The following is a 17,712-nucleotide window of genomic DNA, read 5'->3' as shown; positions in this document are numbered from 1 at the left end:
ATGTCGTTTTAGCTTGGGGGTCTGTAAATTTACCGGCACAGTCTGGAACCGCCTCGCATAAATCTGAATGAGAACTATCCTGGTCTCATTTCCCTGCGAAAAGGGTAGCGAAAGCGCAAAGAAAGCCGAGACAGCCCGCCTTCAGTGCATTACTCTTCGCCAGATAACCCTCGTAAGTGCCAGCAGCGTATTAAATAAAAAATTATGACCATCGAAATCGAATTAAAGTTCATTGCCACGCCTGACGTCGCCAGCAAGCTGGCGCAGGCGCTCGCCGCTTACCCGCACCAGCATCAGGCCGCGCGGGCGTTAAGCAACACCTATTTTGAAACGGATGACAACCAGCTGCGCCGCTGGGATATGGGCCTGCGTATTCGCGGCGTTGACGGACACCATGAAATGACGCTGAAGAGCGCCGGGAAAACGCTCGGCGGCCTGCATCAGCGCGCGGAATATAATATCGATCTGCCGGAGGCGAAGCTCGATATTGCACGGCTGCCCGCCGAGGTCTGGCCGCAGGGCACCGACGTCGCCGCGCTGCAGCAGCGCCTGCAGCCGCTCTTTAGCACCCATTTTCAGCGCGAAACCTGGCTGGTTCAGGTCGGCGAAAGCGAAGTGGAAGTAGCTTTCGATCGCGGTACGGTGGCCACGGAGACGCTGAGCGAAGATCTGTTTGAGGTTGAGCTGGAGCTGAAAAGCGGCCAGCGCGGCGACATGATGACCTTCGCCCGCGAGCTGGTTGCCATCGGCGGCCTGCGTCTGGGCAGCCTGAGCAAAGCGGCGCGCGGCTATCAGCTGGCGCAGGGCAATCCGCCGCGACCGCTGCGCCCCTTCCCGCTGCTGAAGGCCGCACCGAAAGCGACGGTGGAAGAGGGGATGGTGACCGCGATGTCGAGCGCCCTGAGCCACTGGCAATATCACGAAGAGGTCTGGCTGCGCGGCGACGCCGATGCGCAGCGCAGCGTCGTTGAGGCGCTGGAAGCGCTGCGTCAGGCTTTCTCGCTGTTTGGCGCGCTGGTGCCGCGCAAGGCGAGCAGCGAGCTGCGCCAGAAGCTCACGACGCTGGAAGAGACCCTCGCCGAGCCGGTTAAGGATGTACAGGCGCTGAGCTTCTCGCCGCTCTCCGTTGAAACCCAGTTAGCACTTACTCACTGGCTGGTGGAGTCGCAGTGGCGGCGCTGGATCGATGCAAAAAGCCAGGCGAAGCTCGACGGCTCCTTCAAGCGTTTCAGCGACATCATGCTGAGCCGCATCGCAGCCGATCTCAAAGAGACTTTTAGCGACGTGCAGCAGCTGAATGAGTATCACGACAAGGCGACGCGCCTGTCGCGTCAGCTGCTGGCGGTGCATCTGCTGGCTGGCGCCTATCCGGCGGAAGCCGTTTCCGTCTGGCTGGCGCCGTGGCAGCAGCTGCAGCAGTCTATTGCGCAAAATCAGGAGCACTGGCTGAGATCGCTGGCGAATCAGGCGAGCCGCCAGCCAGCCTTCTGGCTCAACAGCAGCGCGCCACGATGATCTGACCCATCAGGGAGAGAAGACGTTGTTAGAGTTACCCGCGGAATTACAGGCGCAGGCGGCCAGCGTGGCCGAGCGCCTTGGCGTCGCCGCCGACGCCTTAACCGACGCGCAGCGTGCCGCGCTGGCGTTCAGTGATTTCATCGCCGAGAACCTGCAGCGTCACCCGGAATGGTGGCTGGCGATCCAGCAGCAGGCGCCGCAGCCGGAGGAGTGGCAGCACTACGCGCGCTGGCTGGATGACGATCTCACCGCGGTAGAGAGCGAGGCGGCGCTGATGCGCGCGCTGCGGCTGTTTCGCCGTCGCATGCTGGTACGGATCGCCTGGATGCAGTGTCTGGGCGAAGCCAGCACCGAACAGAGCCTGCAGCAGCTTAGCGTGCTGGCTGAAGTGCTGATCGGGCGGGCGCGCGACTGGGTTTACCAGGCGTGCTGTCAGGATTTCGGCACGCCCTGCAACAGCGCGGGCGAGCCGCAGCCGATGCTGATCCTTGGCATGGGCAAACTGGGCGGCGGCGAACTTAACTTCTCATCCGATATCGACCTTATCTTCGCCTGGCCAGAAAATGGCGCGACGCGCGGCGGACGACGCGAGCTGGATAACGCGCAGTTCTTTACGCGCATGGGGCAGCGGCTGATCAAGGTGCTGGATCAGCCCACCATGGACGGCTTCGTCTACCGCGTCGATATGCGGCTGCGCCCTTTCGGCGACAGCGGCCCGCTGGTGCTGAGCTTCGCGGCGCTGGAGGATTACTATCAGGAGCAGGGCCGCGACTGGGAGCGCTATGCGATGGTCAAGGCGCGCCTGATGGGCGACGATCAGGATCGCTGGAGCCAGGAGCTACAGCAGATGCTGCGCCCCTTTATCTATCGCCGCTATATCGACTTCAGCGTGATCCAGTCGCTGCGCAATATGAAAAGCATGATCGCTCGCGAAGTGCGGCGGCGCGGGCTGACCAACAATATCAAGCTGGGCGCGGGCGGCATTCGCGAAACCGAATTTATCGTGCAGGTCTTTCAGCTGATACGCGGCGGACGTGAGCGCTCGCTACAGCTGCGTTCCCTGCTGCCGACGCTTGCCGCCATCGGCGAGCTGGGGCTGCTGACGGCGGAGCAGGTCGCAACGCTGCGTGACGCTTACCTCTTCCTGCGTCGTCTGGAGAATCTGCTGCAAAGCCTTAATGATGAACAGACCCAGACGCTGCCGGGCGATGCGCTTAACCGCGTGCGGCTCGCCTGGGCGATGAACGCCGAGAGCTGGCCCGCGCTGACGGCGCAGCTTGGAACCCATATGGCGGCGGTGCGCGCCATTTTTGACGAGCTAATCGGCGAAGATATTCCCGAGATCGGCGATCAGCCGGAGCTGCTGGAGTTCAGCAGCATGTGGCAGGATTCGCTCGAAGATGCCGAGCTGGCGCCGCTGGTGCCGCAGCTTGACGATGAACAGCGCCGGGCGCTGCATCGCGCGCTGGACGATTTTCGCCAGGACATCAGCCGCCGCACCATCGGACCGCGTGGACGGCTGGCGATCGACCAGCTGATGCCGCGGCTGCTGAGCGAGGTCTGCCCGCGCGACGACGCCGCGGTCACCTTCAGCCGCCTTGTTCCGCTACTGCTGGGCGTGCTCACGCGCAGCACCTACCTGGAGCTTCTTACCGAATATCACGGCGCCCTGCGGCACCTGATCCGCCTGTGCGCGGCGTCGCCAATGATCGCCAGCCAGCTGGCGCGCTATCCGCTGCTGCTGGATGAGCTGCTCGATCCCGCCACGCTCTATCAGCCGACCGCCACCGACGCCTATCGCGACGAGCTGCGCCAGTATCTGATGCGCATCCCGGTCGATGATGAAGAGCAGCAGCTGGAGGCGGTACGCCAGTTCAAACAGGCGCAGCTGCTGCGCATTGCGGCAGCGGATATCGCCGGTACGCTGCCGGTCATGAAAGTGAGCGATCACTTAACATGGCTGGCGGAAGCTATTATCGAATCGGTGGTGCAGCAGGCGTGGCAGATGATGGTGCAGCGCTATGGCCGCCCGCAGCATCTTAAAAACGAGGCCGAGCGCGGCTTCGCGGTGCTGGGCTACGGCAAGCTGGGCGGCTGGGAGCTGGGCTACAGCTCCGATCTCGACCTGGTGTTTCTGCACGACTGTCCGGCAGAGACGGTTACCGATGGCGAGCGCAGCATCGACGGCCGTCAGTTCTATCTGCGGCTGGCGCAGCGCATTATGCATCTCTTCAGCACGCGCACCGCCTCCGGGATCCTCTACGAAGTGGACGCACGACTGCGGCCTTCCGGTGCCGCAGGCATGCTGGTCAGCACCTTTGACGCCTTTGACGAATATCAGCGCCACGAGGCCTGGACCTGGGAGCATCAGGCGCTGGTGCGCGCCCGCGTGGTGTTTGGCGATGAGACGCTTGCAGGGCGCTTTAACGCTATTCGCCGCGCCATTCTCTGCCTGCCGCGCGCGCCGGAGACGCTGCAAAAAGAGGTGCGCGAGATGCGCGAAAAAATGCGCGCGCACCTCAGCAACAGGCACAAAGGGCGCTGGGAGATCAAAACCGATGAAGGCGGCATTACCGATATTGAATTCATTGCACAATATTTTGTCTTAGCTTGGGCCGCCGAGCAGCCCGGACTGACGCGCTGGTCCGATAACGTGCGCATTTTCGAACTGGCGGCGCGCTACGACAAAATGCCGGAGGAGGAGGCGCAGGCGTTGACGCATGCCTACGTGACGCTGAGGGACGCGCTGCACCATCTGGCGCTGCAGGAGCTGCCCGGCCACGTTGAGCCGGACGCCTTCACCACCGAGCGGCAAACCGTGATGGCGAGCTGGCAGCGCTGGCTGGCGCTGCCGCGCGCACCTTAAAGCGCCTGTTGATAGCGCAGATCGCATCTGTGCTATCATCCGCGCACTATTTTTACTGCAGTCTGGAGTGTCTGGAATGAAAGTTACTTTGCCCGCGTTCGACCGTGCTTCGGTACTGGTCGTAGGCGATGTGATGTTGGATCGCTACTGGTATGGCCCAACCAGCCGTATCTCTCCTGAAGCGCCGGTGCCGGTGGTAAAAGTGGACGCTATCGAAGAGCGTCCCGGCGGCGCGGCAAACGTGGCGATGAACATTGCAGCGCTGGGCGCCGCCTCGCAGCTGATTGGCTTAACCGGCGAAGATGACGCGGCGCGCGTGCTGAGCGAAACGCTGAAAAACGTTAACGTTCGCTGTGACTTAGTGGCGGTCAAAACCCATCCCACCATCACCAAACTGCGCGTGCTGTCGCGCAACCAGCAGCTGCTGCGCCTCGATTTTGAAGAGGGGTTCGAGCAGGTCGATCCGGAGCCGATCCATCAGCGGTTGCGTCAGTCGCTGGCGACCGCCGGCGCGCTGGTGCTCTCCGACTATGCAAAAGGGGCGCTCGCCAGCGTGCAGACCATGATTCGCCTGGCGCGCGAGGCGAACGTGCCGGTGCTGATCGATCCCAAAGGCACCGACTTTGAGCGCTATCGCGGCGCGACGCTGCTGACGCCGAACCTGTCAGAGTTCGAAGCGGTGGTCGGCAAATGCAAAAACGAAGAGGAGATCGTCAGCCGTGGCATGCAGCTGGTGGCGGATTATGAGCTCTCCGCGCTGCTGGTGACGCGCTCCGAAAACGGCATGACGCTGCTGCAGCCTGGCAAAGCGCCGCTGCATCTGCCGACGCAGGCGCAGGAAGTGTTCGACGTGACCGGCGCGGGCGATACGGTCATCGGCGTGCTGGCGGCGACGCTGGCGGCGGGTGACGCCCTTGAAGATGCCTGCTTTATGGCGAACGCGGCGGCGGGCGTCGTGGTCGGCAAGCTGGGCACCTCGACCGTCAGTCCGGTCGAGCTGGAAAACGCCATTCATGCGCGTCCCGAAGAGGGCTTTGGCATCATGAATGAAGCGCAGCTTAAAATCGCGGTCGAGCAAGCGCGCAAGCGCGGCGAGAAAGTCGTGATGACCAACGGCGTGTTCGATATTCTGCACGCGGGACACGTCTCTTACCTGGCCAATGCGCGCAAGCTGGGCGACCGCCTGATTGTGGCGGTCAACAGCGACGCCTCAACGAAGCGCCTGAAAGGCAGCAGCCGACCGGTAAATCCGCTGATCAATCGCATGATTGTGCTCGGCGCGCTGGAGGCGGTGGACTGGGTGGTGGCGTTTGAAGAGGATACGCCGCAGCGCTTGATCGCCAGCGTGTTGCCGAATCTGCTGGTAAAAGGCGGCGATTACAAGCCGGAAGATATTGCCGGCAGCAAAGAGGTGTGGGCCAACGGCGGCGACGTGCGCGTGCTGAATTTTGAGGATGGCATCTCTACCACCAACATTATCAAAACCATTCGCGGCGAGTAGTGATGCGGGCGGGCGCATCGCGCCCGCCGTAAAGCTTACTGCGGGGTGTCGATCTTGCCTGCCGGATCGGGCGTCACGACCGCCGGAGCGGGTGCGGAAGGCTGATGGCTTTCCAGCTGCGCCAGACGCTGCTCCAGCGCAGCCAGCTTTTCACGGGTGCGCAGCAGCACCTGCGTCTGCACATCGAACTCTTCACGATTGACCAAATCCATACGCGTCAGCTGCGCCTGCAGAACCTGGCGAATTTTCTTTTCGACATCGTCGCCAAATTCACGAATCCCTTTCGGCATCGCCTCGTGCACCTGACGCGCAAGTTGTTCAATTTTTTTCGTGTCGATCATGATGATTTCCTGGTTTCGTGTTGCTGGGGACAGCAGGGGGTGGATTCTGATAATGGATAAGTGTAATGCCTGAAACGAAAAGGTTAAACCCGAAATCGACATGGCAGGAAATGCAAAACGTACGCGGCGATGAATAATGCGCCAGGCGGCAGACAGGGCCCGATCGCAAAGACGCAAAACCCGGCATCCTTGCCCGCTCGGCACGCGTAAATACGCACCTCATCCTTGAGGTGCGCCCGTCGCCGGGCCAACGCGCTGCGTTGTTCAAAAACGCTCCCTGCGTTTTTGTCCCTGACGCGAGACGCTTTGCTCTTCGGACCCTGTCTGCCGCTGTTGAGCCTTATCTACAGCCTGAAATGCAAAAGCATTTGCGGTTTTGTTGATTGCCCGACCAGTTGAATGGCGCTATAGTGATTTTGCTTATTCTCAGGGCGGGGCGAAATTCCCCACCGGCGGTAAATCAGCGTGAGCTGAAAGCCCGCGAGCGCTTCCCGGTAACGGGAAGGTCAGCAGATCCGGTGTAATTCCGGGGCCGACGGTTAAAGTCCGGATGGGAGAGGGTAACGACATCTGCCGGGCTACGCCCGCTTCGCGTTATTGCCATGTCTTGATGACATCACTCCTAAGCTCGCCCTGATTCTGGTAACTCATATATTTCATAAGGTTTTATTACCATGAATCAGACGCTTCTTTCTGAATTTGGCACGCCGGAACAGCGTGTAGAACGTGCAGTTGCTGCGCTCCGTGAGGGACGCGGCGTGATGGTGCTGGACGACGAAGACCGTGAAAACGAAGGCGATATGATTTTCGCTGCGGAAACCATGACCGTTGAGCAGATGGCGCTCACCATTCGCCACGGCAGCGGCATTGTCTGCCTTTGCCTGACCGAAGAACGCCGTCAGCAGCTTGAGCTGCCGATGATGGTGGAGACCAACACCAGCGCCTACGGCACCGGTTTTACCGTGACCATTGAGGCTGCCGAAGGGGTCACCACCGGCGTATCCGCGCAGGATCGCATCACCACCATTCGCGCAGCGATTGCCGATAACGCCAGGCCGAGCGATCTTAATCGTCCTGGCCACGTCTTCCCGCTGCGCGCGCGCGACGGCGGCGTACTGTCACGCGGTGGTCATACCGAAGCGACCATCGATCTGGTGACGTTGGCGGGCTTTAAGCCAGCGGGCGTGCTGTGCGAACTCACCAATGACGACGGCACCATGGCGCATGCGCCGGAAGCTATCACCTTTGCCAAAGCAAACAATATGCCGGTCGTCACTATCGAAGACCTGGTGGCGTATCGCCGCGCACACGAAACGCGTCAGGCCAGCTAAGCTGTGTCGCTGACCAACGAAAAACGGGCCGCTTAGCGGCCCGTTTTGTTTGTAGCTGGCGCTTAGCCCAGCTCGCTTACCTGCAGCAGCGCCAGGCTCGCACCCATCACCGTCATGCCGCACAGCACGCCGTAACTCGGGTTGTTATGGGGGTCGATTTCGCGCGCCAGCGGCATCAGCTCGTCCACCGACAGCGCCACCATAATACCGGCGACAGCCGCCATCACTGCAGCGATCGCCACCGGCGACATCATCGGGCCGAGCAGCGCAAACGCCAGCAGCCCGCCAAGAATCTCCGCCATGCCGGAGACGCAGGCCCAGAACAGCGCTTTGCTTTTCGAGCCGGTCGCGGCGTACATCGGGCCGGCCACTGCCAGACCTTCGGGAATGTTGTGGATCGCCACCGCCAGGGCGATGCCCAGCCCCAGCTCCATATCGCTGCTCGCGGTGACGTAGGTAGCGACGCCTTCAGGGAAGTTATGCAGGCTGATGCCCAGCGTCAGCAGGATCGCCGTGCGGCGCAGCTTCGCCGGATGGCGCTGCGCCGTCATTAAATCCTGCGGATGCTGATGCGGCAGCAGGCGATCCAGCGCGAAATAGCCGACCAGGCCCAGCATAAACATGCCGTATCCGAGTATCGGCGATATCCCCTCGGTACGCAGCGCGGTCGGCAGCATCTCCATCAGCGAAATCAGCAGCATGATCCCGGCGGCGAAGCCGAGCGCGAACGCCAGCATGCGGTTAGAGGGCTTTTGACCCAGCACGCCGAATAGTGCGCCGATAAACGTAGCGCCGCCAGCCAGAATGGTAAGCAGCAAAGGAACCGACATCGCATTCTCCTTAATGATAATCATTCGCATAAAGTTAGCGATAACCCCACGGAAGGTCGAGCTATTTTTGGTAAAGAAGTGTCGGCCAAAAGTTATTCAAATTCACTGATGCTCTTCATCATGCTTATGCGCGTTTCCGACGCCGCTAAAGGGCGTATCGTTATCTTATGAGATTGATAATTTCCGAGGATGAATCATGCAACCTACAATGCCCGCGCTGTTTTTAGGCCACGGCAGCCCGATGAACGTGCTGGAAGAGAACCGCTACACCCAGGCCTGGCGTCATGCAGGCGAGAGGCTGCCGCGCCCACGCGCGATTATTGCAGTATCGGCCCACTGGTACACGCGCGGCACGGCGGTGACGGCGATGGAAGATCCACGCACCATTCACGACTTCGGCGGCTTCCCGCAGGCGCTGTTTGACACGCGCTATCCGGCACCGGGTTCGCCCGCGCTGGCGCAGGAGATCGCCGAAGCGCTCGCGCCAACGCCGGTGCGCTTCGACCACGAGTGGGGGTTCGATCACGGCTCCTGGGGCGTACTGATCAAGATGTATCCAGACGCCGATATTCCGGTCGTGCAGCTAAGCGTTGATGCGACGCAGCCGCCCGCCTGGCATTTTGAGCAGGGCAAAAAGCTGGCGGCGCTGCGCGACAGCGGCGTGATGATCGTGGCCAGCGGCAACGTGGTGCACAATCTGCGCAAGGTGCGCTGGGACGAGACAGCGGAGGCCTGGCCCTGGGCGCAGCGCTTCAACCAGTTCGTACAGGATAACCTGGACTATAGGGGGGCTACTGAGGCGCATCCGCTGGTGAACTTTATGCAGCATCCGGACGCGGCGCTGTCGAACCCGACGCCGGAACACTATCTGCCGCTGCTCTACGTGCTGGGCGCGCGCCGGGCTGACGAGCCGGTAACTGTGCCGGTAGAGGGCCTGGAGATGGGCGCCATCAGCATGCTGTCGGTGCAGGTGGGTTAAGCAGAAGCGGGCCGGGCAGCCCGCTCTGTTTACTCGATAAAAGCGTGAGGATAGAAGCGTGAAAGATCCTGAGTGATCAGGTCGCGATCCTCGCGCAGGCCGATACCGGCCGGCTGATCGTCTATCAGCCAGCTGCCGATCAGCGTGTAGCTGTCGCCGAACTTCGGCAGCGGGCAGAACTGCTGCACGATCATGCCCTCTTCGCCGTAAGGCCCGCCGACGCGCGCAATTTCCTGACCCTTTTCCACGATGCGAATATTGGCGCCTTCGCGCGAGAAGAGCGGCTTCACCACATATTTATCCATGTGCGGCACGTTGTCTTCAGCGAAATAAGCGGGCAGCAGGTTAGGGTGATTAGGGAATATCTGCCACAGCATCGGCAGCAGCGCCTTGTTGGAGATGATGCTTTTCCAGGCTGGCTCCAGCCAGCGCACGCCCGCATCCGCCAGCTTGGTGGAGAAGATCTCGCGCAGCATAAACTCCCACGGGTAGAGCTTGAACAGGTTGCTGATCACCTGATCCTGCACGTCGGTAAACTGGCCCTTGTCGCCGAGGCCGATCTCGTCGATATAGAGGAATTCGCTCGGCAAACCCGCTTCGGTGGCGCAGTCCTGCAGATACTGCACCGTGCCGCGATCCTCTTCGGTGTCGCGACAGCAGGCGAAGTGCAGCCACTGAAAACCGTGCTGCTGATGCAGGGCGGCGAAACGCGCGATCAGCTTTTCCTGAAGGCTGTTGAACTGATCGCTGCCCGGCGGCAGCTGGCCAGCGTTAAGCTGATCTTCGAGCCAGATCCACTGAAAAAAAGCCGCTTCGTAAAGCGAGGTGGGCGTGTCCGCATTGTTTTCCAGCAGTTTAGCGTCGCCCTGGCCGTCCCAGGCGAGATCGAGGCGCGAATAGAGCGACGGCTGGCGCTGTTTCCATGAGTCGCGCACGAAATCCCAGGTGTGCTTCGGAATGCGAAATTTTTCCAGCAGCTGCTCGCTGCCTACCACTTTCTCCGCCACCTGCAGACACATCTGGTGCAGCTCCGCTGTGGTCGCTTCCAGCTTATCGATCTGCGCCAGCGTGAACTGGTAGTAGGCATCTTCACACCAGTAGGGCTCGCCGTGCATGGTGTGAAAACGAAAGCCATATTCCGTGGCTTTTTCGCGCCAGTCGGGACGCTCGTTGATTGCAATGCGTTGCATAACGGCTTCAGCCTCCCAGCGAACGGCTGGAGGTGCCGGTCGCGCTGCTGCGTGCCATGCTGTTCTGCTTCGCCACCGTTTCGCCGAAGCCGCCGCGCGTGATGGTCGACGTGGTAGCCGGTTTCGGCGCCAGCGCGGTTTTTGGCACGTTCATGGTGCGACCGGAGGTGGCGGCGCCGTAGTTCTTGCCTGAGGCATCAACAAACTGGCCGTTCGCCGGGCTGTTTGGGGTGCGCGGCGAGAAGAGCGGCTGCTGAGCGAAGCCCGCGCCGCCTCCCATCAGGCGTCCCATCATGTAGCCCGCCATGAGCGGCATCCAGAAGCTGCCGCTCTGCTGCGCTTCGGCATTCTGCGTGGTGCCGACGCCAGCCTGGGCTGGCGCCTGCTGGCACTGATTCTCGCCGAATTCCGCCACGCAGTCTTCGCGTGAGGCGTATTTCGGCGCGGTGCGCTCCGCTTCTTTCAGTGCGTTGTTATAGGCGGTGGTGCACTGCGCGCTCTGGCCTGGATTGGCCTTGCTGCAGTCATCCGCATTCTGATACATCGAAACCGTTTCATCGCTCTGTTCGCAGCCCGCCAGGGTAAATACCGTGGCGATGGCCAATGCGACCGGCGTTAAATGGCGTGCCTGCCAGCTTTTACGAAACGCGGCGTGGCGTATATTTTTTGTCCGTTTCATCGTTGTCGTCCTGTGCCCAAAGGTGATGCTCAGGATAGGGGATCGCTGGTGGAAAATGAAGCTGAGGGCCTGATGAGGAAAGGATCTTTACGTTGTTATACGTTTAACGGCGAGGCGGGCCGCAAAGCGGCCATTATGGCCAGCGGCTGAAATTCGAAACGGGTGTGATGTGGACCGAAGAGCAAAGCGTCACGCGCCAGGGAGGGCGCGTGTCGAGCAGGCTGGGATGCCGATTTTGCGACTTTGCGATCGGTCCATATCGCGCACGTTGGCCCCGTCAAGACGGGCCGCAAAGCGGCCCGTTGAGAGAGTTAATTGCGGAACGGGTTGCCGCTGCTGCGCTGGGCGGCAGGGCGCGCGACAGGCGCCGCCGGCTCTGCTGACGGGCCGTTGTCGACGCGTGCGGTCTGCTGTGGATTTTCCGGCGCGACGCTTTCCGGCGAGGTCGAAATCTCTTTGCCGAGCTGGCTGTTGAGCTGCTGCAGATCCTGCTCGTTCAGCGTACCCAGCGCATATTTAATATTAAGCTGGTTAATCAGGTAGCTGTAGCGCGCGTCGGAGAGCTGCTGCTTAGCGTTATAGAGCGTCGTGGTCGCATCCAGCACGTCGACAATGGTGCGTGTGCCGACCTGATAGCCCGCCTCCATGGCGTCCAGCGAGCTTTGCGCAGAGACTACCGCCTGTTTATAGGCGTCGATGCTGCTAACAGAGGCGTTAACGTTGTTATATGAGGAGCGCACGGTCTGCACGGCAGAGCGATGCGCGCTCTCCAGCTGCTCGCTGGCGCTGACGTAGTTGTACTGCGCCTGCTTCACCTGCGAGGTGACCGCGCCGCCGCTGTAGAGCGGCAGCGAGAAGCTCAGGCCCACCTGGTTTGTGCCGCTGATGGAATCGGTGCTGCCGGCGCTCTGGTTGGCGCGGCTGCCGCCATATTTGCTGTTCGACAGGCCGGTTGAGGCGGTCAGATCCAGCGTTGGCATATGGCCTGCTTCTGCAGAACGGATCTGCTCGCGCGCCAAATCCTGATTCAGACGCGCCGACAGCAGGTTCAGGTTGCGGCTCTCCGCCTGCTTCAGCAGCGCGCTGACCGCATCAGGCTTGGTGGTTTTAAAGCGGTCAATATTCAGCGACGCCAGCGCCAGGTAGTCATTGCCGGTGATCTGACGCAGCGCCTCGACCATATTGTCGAGGTTGTTGCGCGCGGTCACTTCGTTTGCCAGCACGCTGTCATACTGCGCGCGGGCATTCTGCACGTCGGTAATCGCTACCAGGCCCACGTTGAAACGCTGTGTGGTCTGATCCAGCTCGCGATAGATCGACTGTTTTTGCGCTTCAATGTAGGAAAGGGTGTCGATTGCCTTTAAAACGTTAAAATAGGCAGTCGCGGTATTGAGAATTAAGTCCTGCTGCGCGACCTGGTAGGTGACATCCTGAATGCCGGCCGTTTTTTCCTGCAGCGTCAGCGCGCGCCACTTCGACATATCGAAAATGGTCTGGGTTAATTGCAGCGATCCGCTGGTCGTGTTGGAATGAAGGCCGCTGCTGTCGCGATAACCGTTGCTATAGGTGTAATCCGCCCCTAAACCCAACTGAGGCAACAAAGGACTGCGCGCTTCGTTAATCTTTTCAAAGGCGGCGTCGCGAGTAGCTGCAGAGCTGCGTAAATCCGGGTTGCTCAGACGCGCTTGTTGATAGACCTGCAGCAGGTCCTCTGCCTGGCTGGCGAGGCTGATACCGGCCAGGCTCAGCCCAATGAGAAGTGGGAGCAGTTTTTTCATTTGCATTCCTTTTGTTGCAGCAAATTACAGGGGTAGCGCTGCCGGATAAGCCAAAAAATAATCGCAGATTCTAGCAGAGTGCGACTGGGAGATAAGTTGGCTGAACGTGCCTTCTCCCCCTAATTTACGTAAATAATTCAGAAAGAACCACTCGGATGGAGTCGCAGGGTTGGCTTTTGCCGCTCCGTCCCAATCTGCATAAGGAGCCCGACGATGAGCGGCGAAAAAAAATCTCCAGTGACTTTTACAAAAAACGATGTAGAAATTATTGCACGCGAAACCGCCTGGAAAGGTTTTTTTTCCATTGTTCGTTACCGGTTTCGCCACCGCCGCTTCAACGGCGAAATGAGTAACGAGGTGGTGCGCGAAGTTTTCGAGCGTGGACACGCTGCGGTGCTGCTACCCTATGATCCCTTACGCGACGAAGTGGTGCTGATCGAACAGATCCGCATTCCCGCCTTTGACGTCAGCGAAACGCCCTGGCTGCTGGAGATGGTGGCGGGCATTATCGAGCCTAACGAAAGCGCCGAAGAGGTAGTACGACGCGAGGCCGTAGAAGAAGCGGGCCTGGCCGTCGGTCGGGTTAAACCCGTGTTAAACTATCTCGCCAGCCCTGGCGGCACCAGTGAACGTTTGTCGATCCTGGTGGGAGAAGTGGATGCCAGCCTGGCAAAAGGATGCCATGGTCTGGAGGAAGAGAATGAGGATATTCTTGTGCATGTGGTCAGCCGCGAACAGGCTTACCGCTGGGTGGAAGAGGGGATTATCGACAACGCGGCGTCTGTCATCGCCCTGCAATGGCTGGCGTTGCACCATGAAAAACTACGAGAAGAGTGGAAGCTAAAATGAAACAGCGCTATATCCCTGATTTCCCCGAAATGATGCGGCTTTGCGAAACTAATTTCGCCCAGCTGCGTCGTTTGCTGCCGCGCAGCGATGAGGCTGGCGCGTCGGTGGTCTATCAGGTAAAAGGCGCTCGCTATCAGTTGACCATAGAAGAGTCCACGCGCTACACCACGCTGGTGGAGATTCGCCAGGTGGCCCCCACCGTCAGCTACTGGAGCCTGCCTTCTATGTCAGTGCGGCTCTATCATGACGCGCTGGTCGCCGAAGTGTGTTCAACACAGCAGATCTATCGCTTTAAAGCGCGCTATGATTATCCTAATAAAAAACTGCATCAGCGCGACGAGAAACATCAGATCAACCAGTTCCTTGCTGACTGGCTACGCTACTGCCTGGCACAGGGCGCGATAGCGGCGCCGGTCTGCTGATCGCACAGATAATGCATTATTCGGCGTGGAGACGAAGGAAACGCTTTGGATAGCCTGCTAACACTTCCTGCGGCGAATGGGGCCGGGATCAGGATTTTGCAAATCACGGACACCCACCTTTTCGCGGGAAAAAACGAATCGCTGCTGGGCGTGAATACCTGGGCGAGTTATGACGCGGTGCTGGACGCCATTGCGGCGCAGCAGCGCGAATACGATCTGATTATCGCCACCGGCGATCTCGCTCAGGATCACTCTGTCGAAGCCTATCAGCACTTCGCTGAGGGTATCGCGCGCCTGCCAAAACCCTGCGTCTGGCTACCGGGCAATCATGATTTCCAGCCGGCAATGGTCGATACGCTGGCCGAGGCGAAGATCAATGCCCACAAGCATGTGCTGCTCGGCGATCACTGGCAGCTGGTGATGCTCGACAGCCAGGTGTTCGGCGTGCCGCACGGCATGCTGAGCGACTATCAGCTGGAGTGGCTCGATAAAACGCTGGCGCTCTATCCGCAGCGCCACACGCTGGTGGTGCTGCATCACCATCCGCTGGCCAGCGGCTGCACCTGGCTCGATCAGCATAGCCTGCGCAATTCTCATAAGCTTGACGCGGTGCTGCAACACTATCCTTTAGCGCGCACCCTGGTGTGCGGCCACATTCACCAGGAGCTGGATATCGACTGGCGCGGCCGCCGCGTGCTGGCGACCCCCTCAACCTGCGTGCAGTTCAAACCGCACTGCACCAGCTTCACTATTGATACCGTCGCCCCCGGATGGCGCTGGTTTACCCTCTATCCGGACGGAACTTTCTCGACCGAAGTCGAACGGCTGCAAACCGACGCGTTTCGGCCAGATCTGGACTCGGAGGGATACTAGCCCATGGCGGCACTGCTCTATCTGCACGGTTTTAATAGCTCGCCACGATCCGCCAAGGCGACACAGCTGCAGCAGTGGATGGCGGTGACGCATCCCCATATTGAGGTGATCGTGCCGCAGCTGCCCGCTTTTCCCGCCGACGCCGCCGCGCTGCTGGAGGAGAAAGTGATGGCCCTGAGCGGCCAGCCGCTCGGCTTAATCGGCTCCTCGCTGGGCGGTTATTTAGCGACCTGGCTCTCCCAGTGTTTTATGCTGCCCGCCGTGGTGGTCAATCCGGCGGTACGCCCGTTTGAACTGCTGGCGGATTACCTTGGGTTGAACCAGAATCCCTACACGGGCCAGCAATATGTGTTAGAGTCTCGCCACATTTACGATCTGAAAGTCATGCAGATTGAGCCGCTGGAAGCGCCCGATTTGATCTGGCTGCTGCAACAAACCGGCGACGAAGTGCTCGACTACCGCCAGGCGCTCGACTACTACAGCGCGTGCCGACAAACGGTAGAGCAGGGCGGCAATCATGCGTTTACTGGATTCGAACGCCATTTCCCGCAGATTCTGGACTTTCTGGGTCTGAATCACGAATAACTCGCGGAAATTGCACATAATTTCACGCTTCTGATTAGAAACTTATCATGAGTCAATCAAGCTATAACGCGGATGCGATTGAGGTTCTGACCGGCCTTGAGCCGGTTCGCCGTCGTCCCGGCATGTACACCGATACGACGCGTCCTAACCATCTGGGCCAGGAAGTCATTGATAACAGCGTCGATGAGGCGCTGGCGGGCCATGCCAGACGGGTCGAGGTGATTCTGCACGCCGATCAGTCGCTGGAGGTCATCGATGACGGGCGCGGCATGCCGGTAGATATCCACCCGGAAGAGGGGGTGCCTGCGGTCGAGCTGATCCTGTGTCGTCTGCATGCGGGCGGCAAATTCTCCAGCAAAAACTACCAGTTCTCAGGCGGCCTGCACGGCGTCGGCATCTCCGTGGTTAACGCCCTGTCGAAGCGCGTCGAGGTCACGGTGCGCCGCAACGGCGAGGTCTATGCCATCGCGTTTGAGAACGGCGAGAAGGTGCAGGAGCTGACCAAAACCGGCACGGTGGCGAAACGCAATACCGGCACCAGCGTGCACTTCTGGCCTGACGAAAGCTTCTTCGACAGCCCGCGCTTCTCGGTTTCCCGCCTGACCCACCTGCTGAAGGCCAAAGCGGTGCTCTGTCCCGGCGTGGAAATCCTTTTTAAAGACAAGGTCAACAATACCGAACAGCGCTGGTGCTACGAAGATGGCCTGACCGACTACCTGTGCGAAGCGGTCAACGGCCTGCCGACGCTGCCGGAAAAACCGTTCGTCGGTAGCTTCTCCGGTGAGACGGAGGCGGTGGACTGGGCGCTGCTGTGGCTGCCGGAAGGCGGCGAGCTGCTGACCGAAAGCTACGTCAACCTGATCCCGACCATGCAGGGCGGCACGCACGTCAACGGCCTGCGCCAGGGGCTGCTCGACGCGATGCGCGAGTTCTGCGAATACCGAAATATCCTGCCGCGCGGCGTGAAGCTGTCGGCGGAAGATATCTGGGATCGCTGCGCATATGTGCTGTCAGTGAAGATGCAGGATCCGCAGTTCGCCGGGCAGACCAAAGAGCGTCTGTCGTCGCGCCAGTGCGCCGCCTTCGTCTCGGCGGTGGTGAAAGACGCCTTCAGCCTGTGGCTCAATCAGAACGTGCAGGCGGCAGAGCAGCTGGCGGAGCTGGCAATCTCCAGCGCGCAGCGCCGTATGCGCGCGGCGAAAAAAGTGGTGCGCAAAAAGCTCACCAGCGGACCGGCGCTGCCGGGCAAGCTGGCGGACTGCACCGCGCAGGATCTCAATAAAACCGAGCTTTTCCTGGTGGAAGGGGACTCCGCAGGCGGATCTGCCAAGCAGGCGCGCGATCGCGAATATCAGGCGATCATGCCGCTCAAAGGCAAGATCCTCAACACCTGGGAAGTCTCTTCCGACGAAGTGCTGGCGTCGCAGGAGGTGCATGACATCTCCGTGGCGATCGGCATCGATCCCGACAGCGACGATCTCAGCCAGCTGCGCTACGGCAAGATCTGCATTCTCGCCGATGCGGACTCGGACGGCCTGCATATCGCCACGCTGCTGTGCGCGCTGTTTGTGAAGCACTTCCGCTCGCTGGTAAAAGGCGGCCACGTCTACGTCGCGATGCCGCCGCTCTACCGTATCGATCTCGGCAAAGAGGTCTATTACGCCCTTGACGAAGATGAGAAAGAGGGCGTACTGGAACAGCTTAAGCGCAAGAAAGGCAAGCCGAACGTGCAGCGCTTTAAAGGGTTGGGCGAAATGAACCCGCTGCAGCTGCGCGAAACCACCCTCGACCCCAATACGCGCCGCCTGGTGCAGCTAACGGTGGACGATAGCGACATCGAGCAGACGCTGCGCGTAATGGATATGCTGCTGGCCAAGAAGCGCTCGGAAGATCGCCGCAACTGGCTGCAGGAAAAAGGTGATTTGGCCGATATCGAAGTGTAATCATCGCGCTGCGGCGCGGCGCGCGAT

General features: G+C 60.2%; 16 protein-coding genes and 1 riboswitch. Of the genes, 10 read left to right on the top strand and 6 right to left on the bottom strand.

Features of this window, described 5'->3' with window-relative positions; translation table 11 throughout:
- Positions 1-204 precede the first annotated feature (204 nt).
- The 3 genes from Q9R34_RS19725 (at position 205) to hldE (ending at position 5,885) form a co-directional block, all read left to right on the top strand.
- On the top strand, positions 205-1,515 hold the full coding sequence (locus Q9R34_RS19725; protein WP_485895965.1) for a CYTH domain-containing protein: 1,311 nt from the start codon (positions 205-207) through the stop codon (positions 1,513-1,515).
- A gap of 25 nt (positions 1,516-1,540) precedes the next feature.
- Entirely contained in the window at positions 1,541-4,384 is a 2,844-nt protein-coding gene (gene glnE, locus Q9R34_RS19720) for a bifunctional [glutamate--ammonia ligase]-adenylyl-L-tyrosine phosphorylase/[glutamate--ammonia-ligase] adenylyltransferase (protein ID WP_485895963.1), read from the top strand.
- Positions 4,385-4,460: 76 nt separating this feature from the next.
- On the top strand, positions 4,461-5,885 hold the full coding sequence (gene hldE, locus Q9R34_RS19715) for a bifunctional D-glycero-beta-D-manno-heptose-7-phosphate kinase/D-glycero-beta-D-manno-heptose 1-phosphate adenylyltransferase HldE (protein ID WP_485895961.1): 1,425 nt from the start codon (positions 4,461-4,463) through the stop codon (positions 5,883-5,885).
- Positions 5,886-5,920: 35 nt separating this feature from the next.
- Here the strand turns inward: hldE and ubiK are convergent, their stop codons facing one another.
- Positions 5,921-6,226 carry a ubiquinone biosynthesis accessory factor UbiK gene (ubiK, locus tag Q9R34_RS19710; protein ID WP_033752486.1) on the bottom strand — a complete coding sequence of 102 codons (306 nt, stop codon included), beginning with the start codon at positions 6,224-6,226 and terminating at the stop codon, positions 5,921-5,923.
- Positions 6,227-6,644: 418 nt separating this feature from the next.
- Positions 6,645-6,792: riboswitch (FMN riboswitch) on the top strand.
- A gap of 108 nt (positions 6,793-6,900) precedes the next feature.
- Here ubiK and ribB point away from each other — a divergent pair.
- Positions 6,901-7,557 carry a 3,4-dihydroxy-2-butanone-4-phosphate synthase gene (gene ribB, locus Q9R34_RS19705; RefSeq protein WP_434125182.1) on the top strand — a complete coding sequence of 219 codons (657 nt, stop codon included), beginning with the start codon at positions 6,901-6,903 and terminating at the stop codon, positions 7,555-7,557.
- 62 nt (positions 7,558-7,619) lie between these two features.
- Here the strand turns inward: ribB and zupT are convergent, their stop codons facing one another.
- Positions 7,620-8,387 (bottom strand): zinc transporter ZupT, encoded by a 768-nt coding sequence (zupT, locus tag Q9R34_RS19700; protein ID WP_033752479.1) that lies wholly within the window; start codon positions 8,385-8,387, stop codon positions 7,620-7,622.
- Between the two features lie 193 nt (positions 8,388-8,580).
- On the opposite strand from zupT, the gene ygiD reads away from it, so the two are divergent.
- Complete coding sequence (ygiD, locus tag Q9R34_RS19695) at positions 8,581-9,366, top strand: 4,5-DOPA-extradiol-dioxygenase (RefSeq protein WP_485896014.1); 786 nt, start codon at positions 8,581-8,583, stop codon at positions 9,364-9,366.
- Positions 9,367-9,395: 29 nt separating this feature from the next.
- Here the strand turns inward: ygiD and Q9R34_RS19690 are convergent, their stop codons facing one another.
- The 4 genes from Q9R34_RS19690 to Q9R34_RS19675 all read right to left on the bottom strand — a co-directional run bounded on the left by Q9R34_RS19690 (position 9,396) and on the right by Q9R34_RS19675 (position 13,400).
- On the bottom strand, positions 9,396-10,556 hold the full coding sequence (locus Q9R34_RS19690; protein ID WP_485895958.1) for a glutathionylspermidine synthase family protein: 1,161 nt from the start codon (positions 10,554-10,556) through the stop codon (positions 9,396-9,398).
- Between the two features lie 7 nt (positions 10,557-10,563).
- Positions 10,564-11,235, bottom strand: coding sequence for a DUF1190 family protein (locus Q9R34_RS19685; protein ID WP_485895956.1), 672 nt, complete (start codon positions 11,233-11,235; stop codon positions 10,564-10,566).
- A gap of 311 nt (positions 11,236-11,546) precedes the next feature.
- The gene (tolC, locus tag Q9R34_RS19680; protein WP_485895954.1) at positions 11,547-13,013 is read right to left on the bottom strand and encodes an outer membrane channel protein TolC; all 1,467 of its coding nucleotides are present in this window, start codon (positions 13,011-13,013) and stop codon (positions 11,547-11,549) included.
- A gap of 24 nt (positions 13,014-13,037) precedes the next feature.
- On the bottom strand, positions 13,038-13,400 hold the full coding sequence (locus Q9R34_RS19675; RefSeq protein WP_485896017.1) for a hypothetical protein: 363 nt from the start codon (positions 13,398-13,400) through the stop codon (positions 13,038-13,040).
- On the opposite strand from Q9R34_RS19675, the gene nudF reads away from it, so the two are divergent.
- From nudF to parE, 5 genes are read left to right on the top strand one after another with little or no spacing between them, the layout of a single operon-like run.
- A complete protein-coding gene (gene nudF / locus Q9R34_RS19670) occupies positions 13,281-13,862 on the top strand; it encodes an ADP-ribose diphosphatase (protein WP_485896012.1) in 582 nt (193 codons plus the stop codon). The genes Q9R34_RS19675 and nudF overlap by 120 nt on opposite strands.
- Positions 13,859-14,284: a DUF1249 family protein gene (locus tag Q9R34_RS19665; RefSeq protein WP_485895952.1), complete on the top strand. Its 426-nt coding sequence runs from the start codon at positions 13,859-13,861 to the stop codon at positions 14,282-14,284. The genes nudF and Q9R34_RS19665 overlap by 4 nt, the downstream gene beginning before the upstream one ends.
- A gap of 45 nt (positions 14,285-14,329) precedes the next feature.
- Positions 14,330-15,157: a 3',5'-cyclic-AMP phosphodiesterase gene (gene cpdA, locus Q9R34_RS19660; RefSeq protein WP_485895950.1), complete on the top strand. Its 828-nt coding sequence runs from the start codon at positions 14,330-14,332 to the stop codon at positions 15,155-15,157.
- 3 nt (positions 15,158-15,160) lie between these two features.
- Positions 15,161-15,742, top strand: coding sequence for an esterase YqiA (gene yqiA, locus Q9R34_RS19655; protein WP_434125193.1), 582 nt, complete (start codon positions 15,161-15,163; stop codon positions 15,740-15,742).
- Positions 15,743-15,789: 47 nt separating this feature from the next.
- Positions 15,790-17,685, top strand: coding sequence for a DNA topoisomerase IV subunit B (parE, locus tag Q9R34_RS19650; protein WP_434125194.1), 1,896 nt, complete (start codon positions 15,790-15,792; stop codon positions 17,683-17,685).
- The last annotated feature ends 27 nt before the right edge of the window (positions 17,686-17,712 follow it).

Source organism: Enterobacter sp. BRE11 (assembly GCF_031844285.1).
Lineage (GTDB): Bacteria > Pseudomonadota > Gammaproteobacteria > Enterobacterales > Enterobacteriaceae > Pantoea.
Note: the sequence above shows the minus strand (reverse complement) of the source record. Positions and strands in the feature narration are given on the sequence as shown.

Coding starts and splice junctions, on each gene's coding strand:
- Q9R34_RS19725 (WP_485895965.1), top strand. CDS start 205: ATGACCATCGAAATCGAATTAAAGTTCATTGCCACGCCTGACGTCGCC.
- hldE (WP_485895961.1), top strand. CDS start 4,461: ATGAAAGTTACTTTGCCCGCGTTCGACCGTGCTTCGGTACTGGTCGTA.
- ubiK (WP_033752486.1), bottom strand. CDS start 6,226: ATGATCGACACGAAAAAAATTGAACAACTTGCGCGTCAGGTGCACGAG.
- ribB (WP_434125182.1), top strand. CDS start 6,901: ATGAATCAGACGCTTCTTTCTGAATTTGGCACGCCGGAACAGCGTGTA.
- zupT (WP_033752479.1), bottom strand. CDS start 8,387: ATGTCGGTTCCTTTGCTGCTTACCATTCTGGCTGGCGGCGCTACGTTT.
- Q9R34_RS19690 (WP_485895958.1), bottom strand. CDS start 10,556: ATGCAACGCATTGCAATCAACGAGCGTCCCGACTGGCGCGAAAAAGCC.
- Q9R34_RS19685 (WP_485895956.1), bottom strand. CDS start 11,235: ATGAAACGGACAAAAAATATACGCCACGCCGCGTTTCGTAAAAGCTGG.
- tolC (WP_485895954.1), bottom strand. CDS start 13,013: ATGAAAAAACTGCTCCCACTTCTCATTGGGCTGAGCCTGGCCGGTATC.
- Q9R34_RS19665 (WP_485895952.1), top strand. CDS start 13,859: ATGAAACAGCGCTATATCCCTGATTTCCCCGAAATGATGCGGCTTTGC.
- yqiA (WP_434125193.1), top strand. CDS start 15,161: ATGGCGGCACTGCTCTATCTGCACGGTTTTAATAGCTCGCCACGATCC.
- parE (WP_434125194.1), top strand. CDS start 15,790: ATGAGTCAATCAAGCTATAACGCGGATGCGATTGAGGTTCTGACCGGC.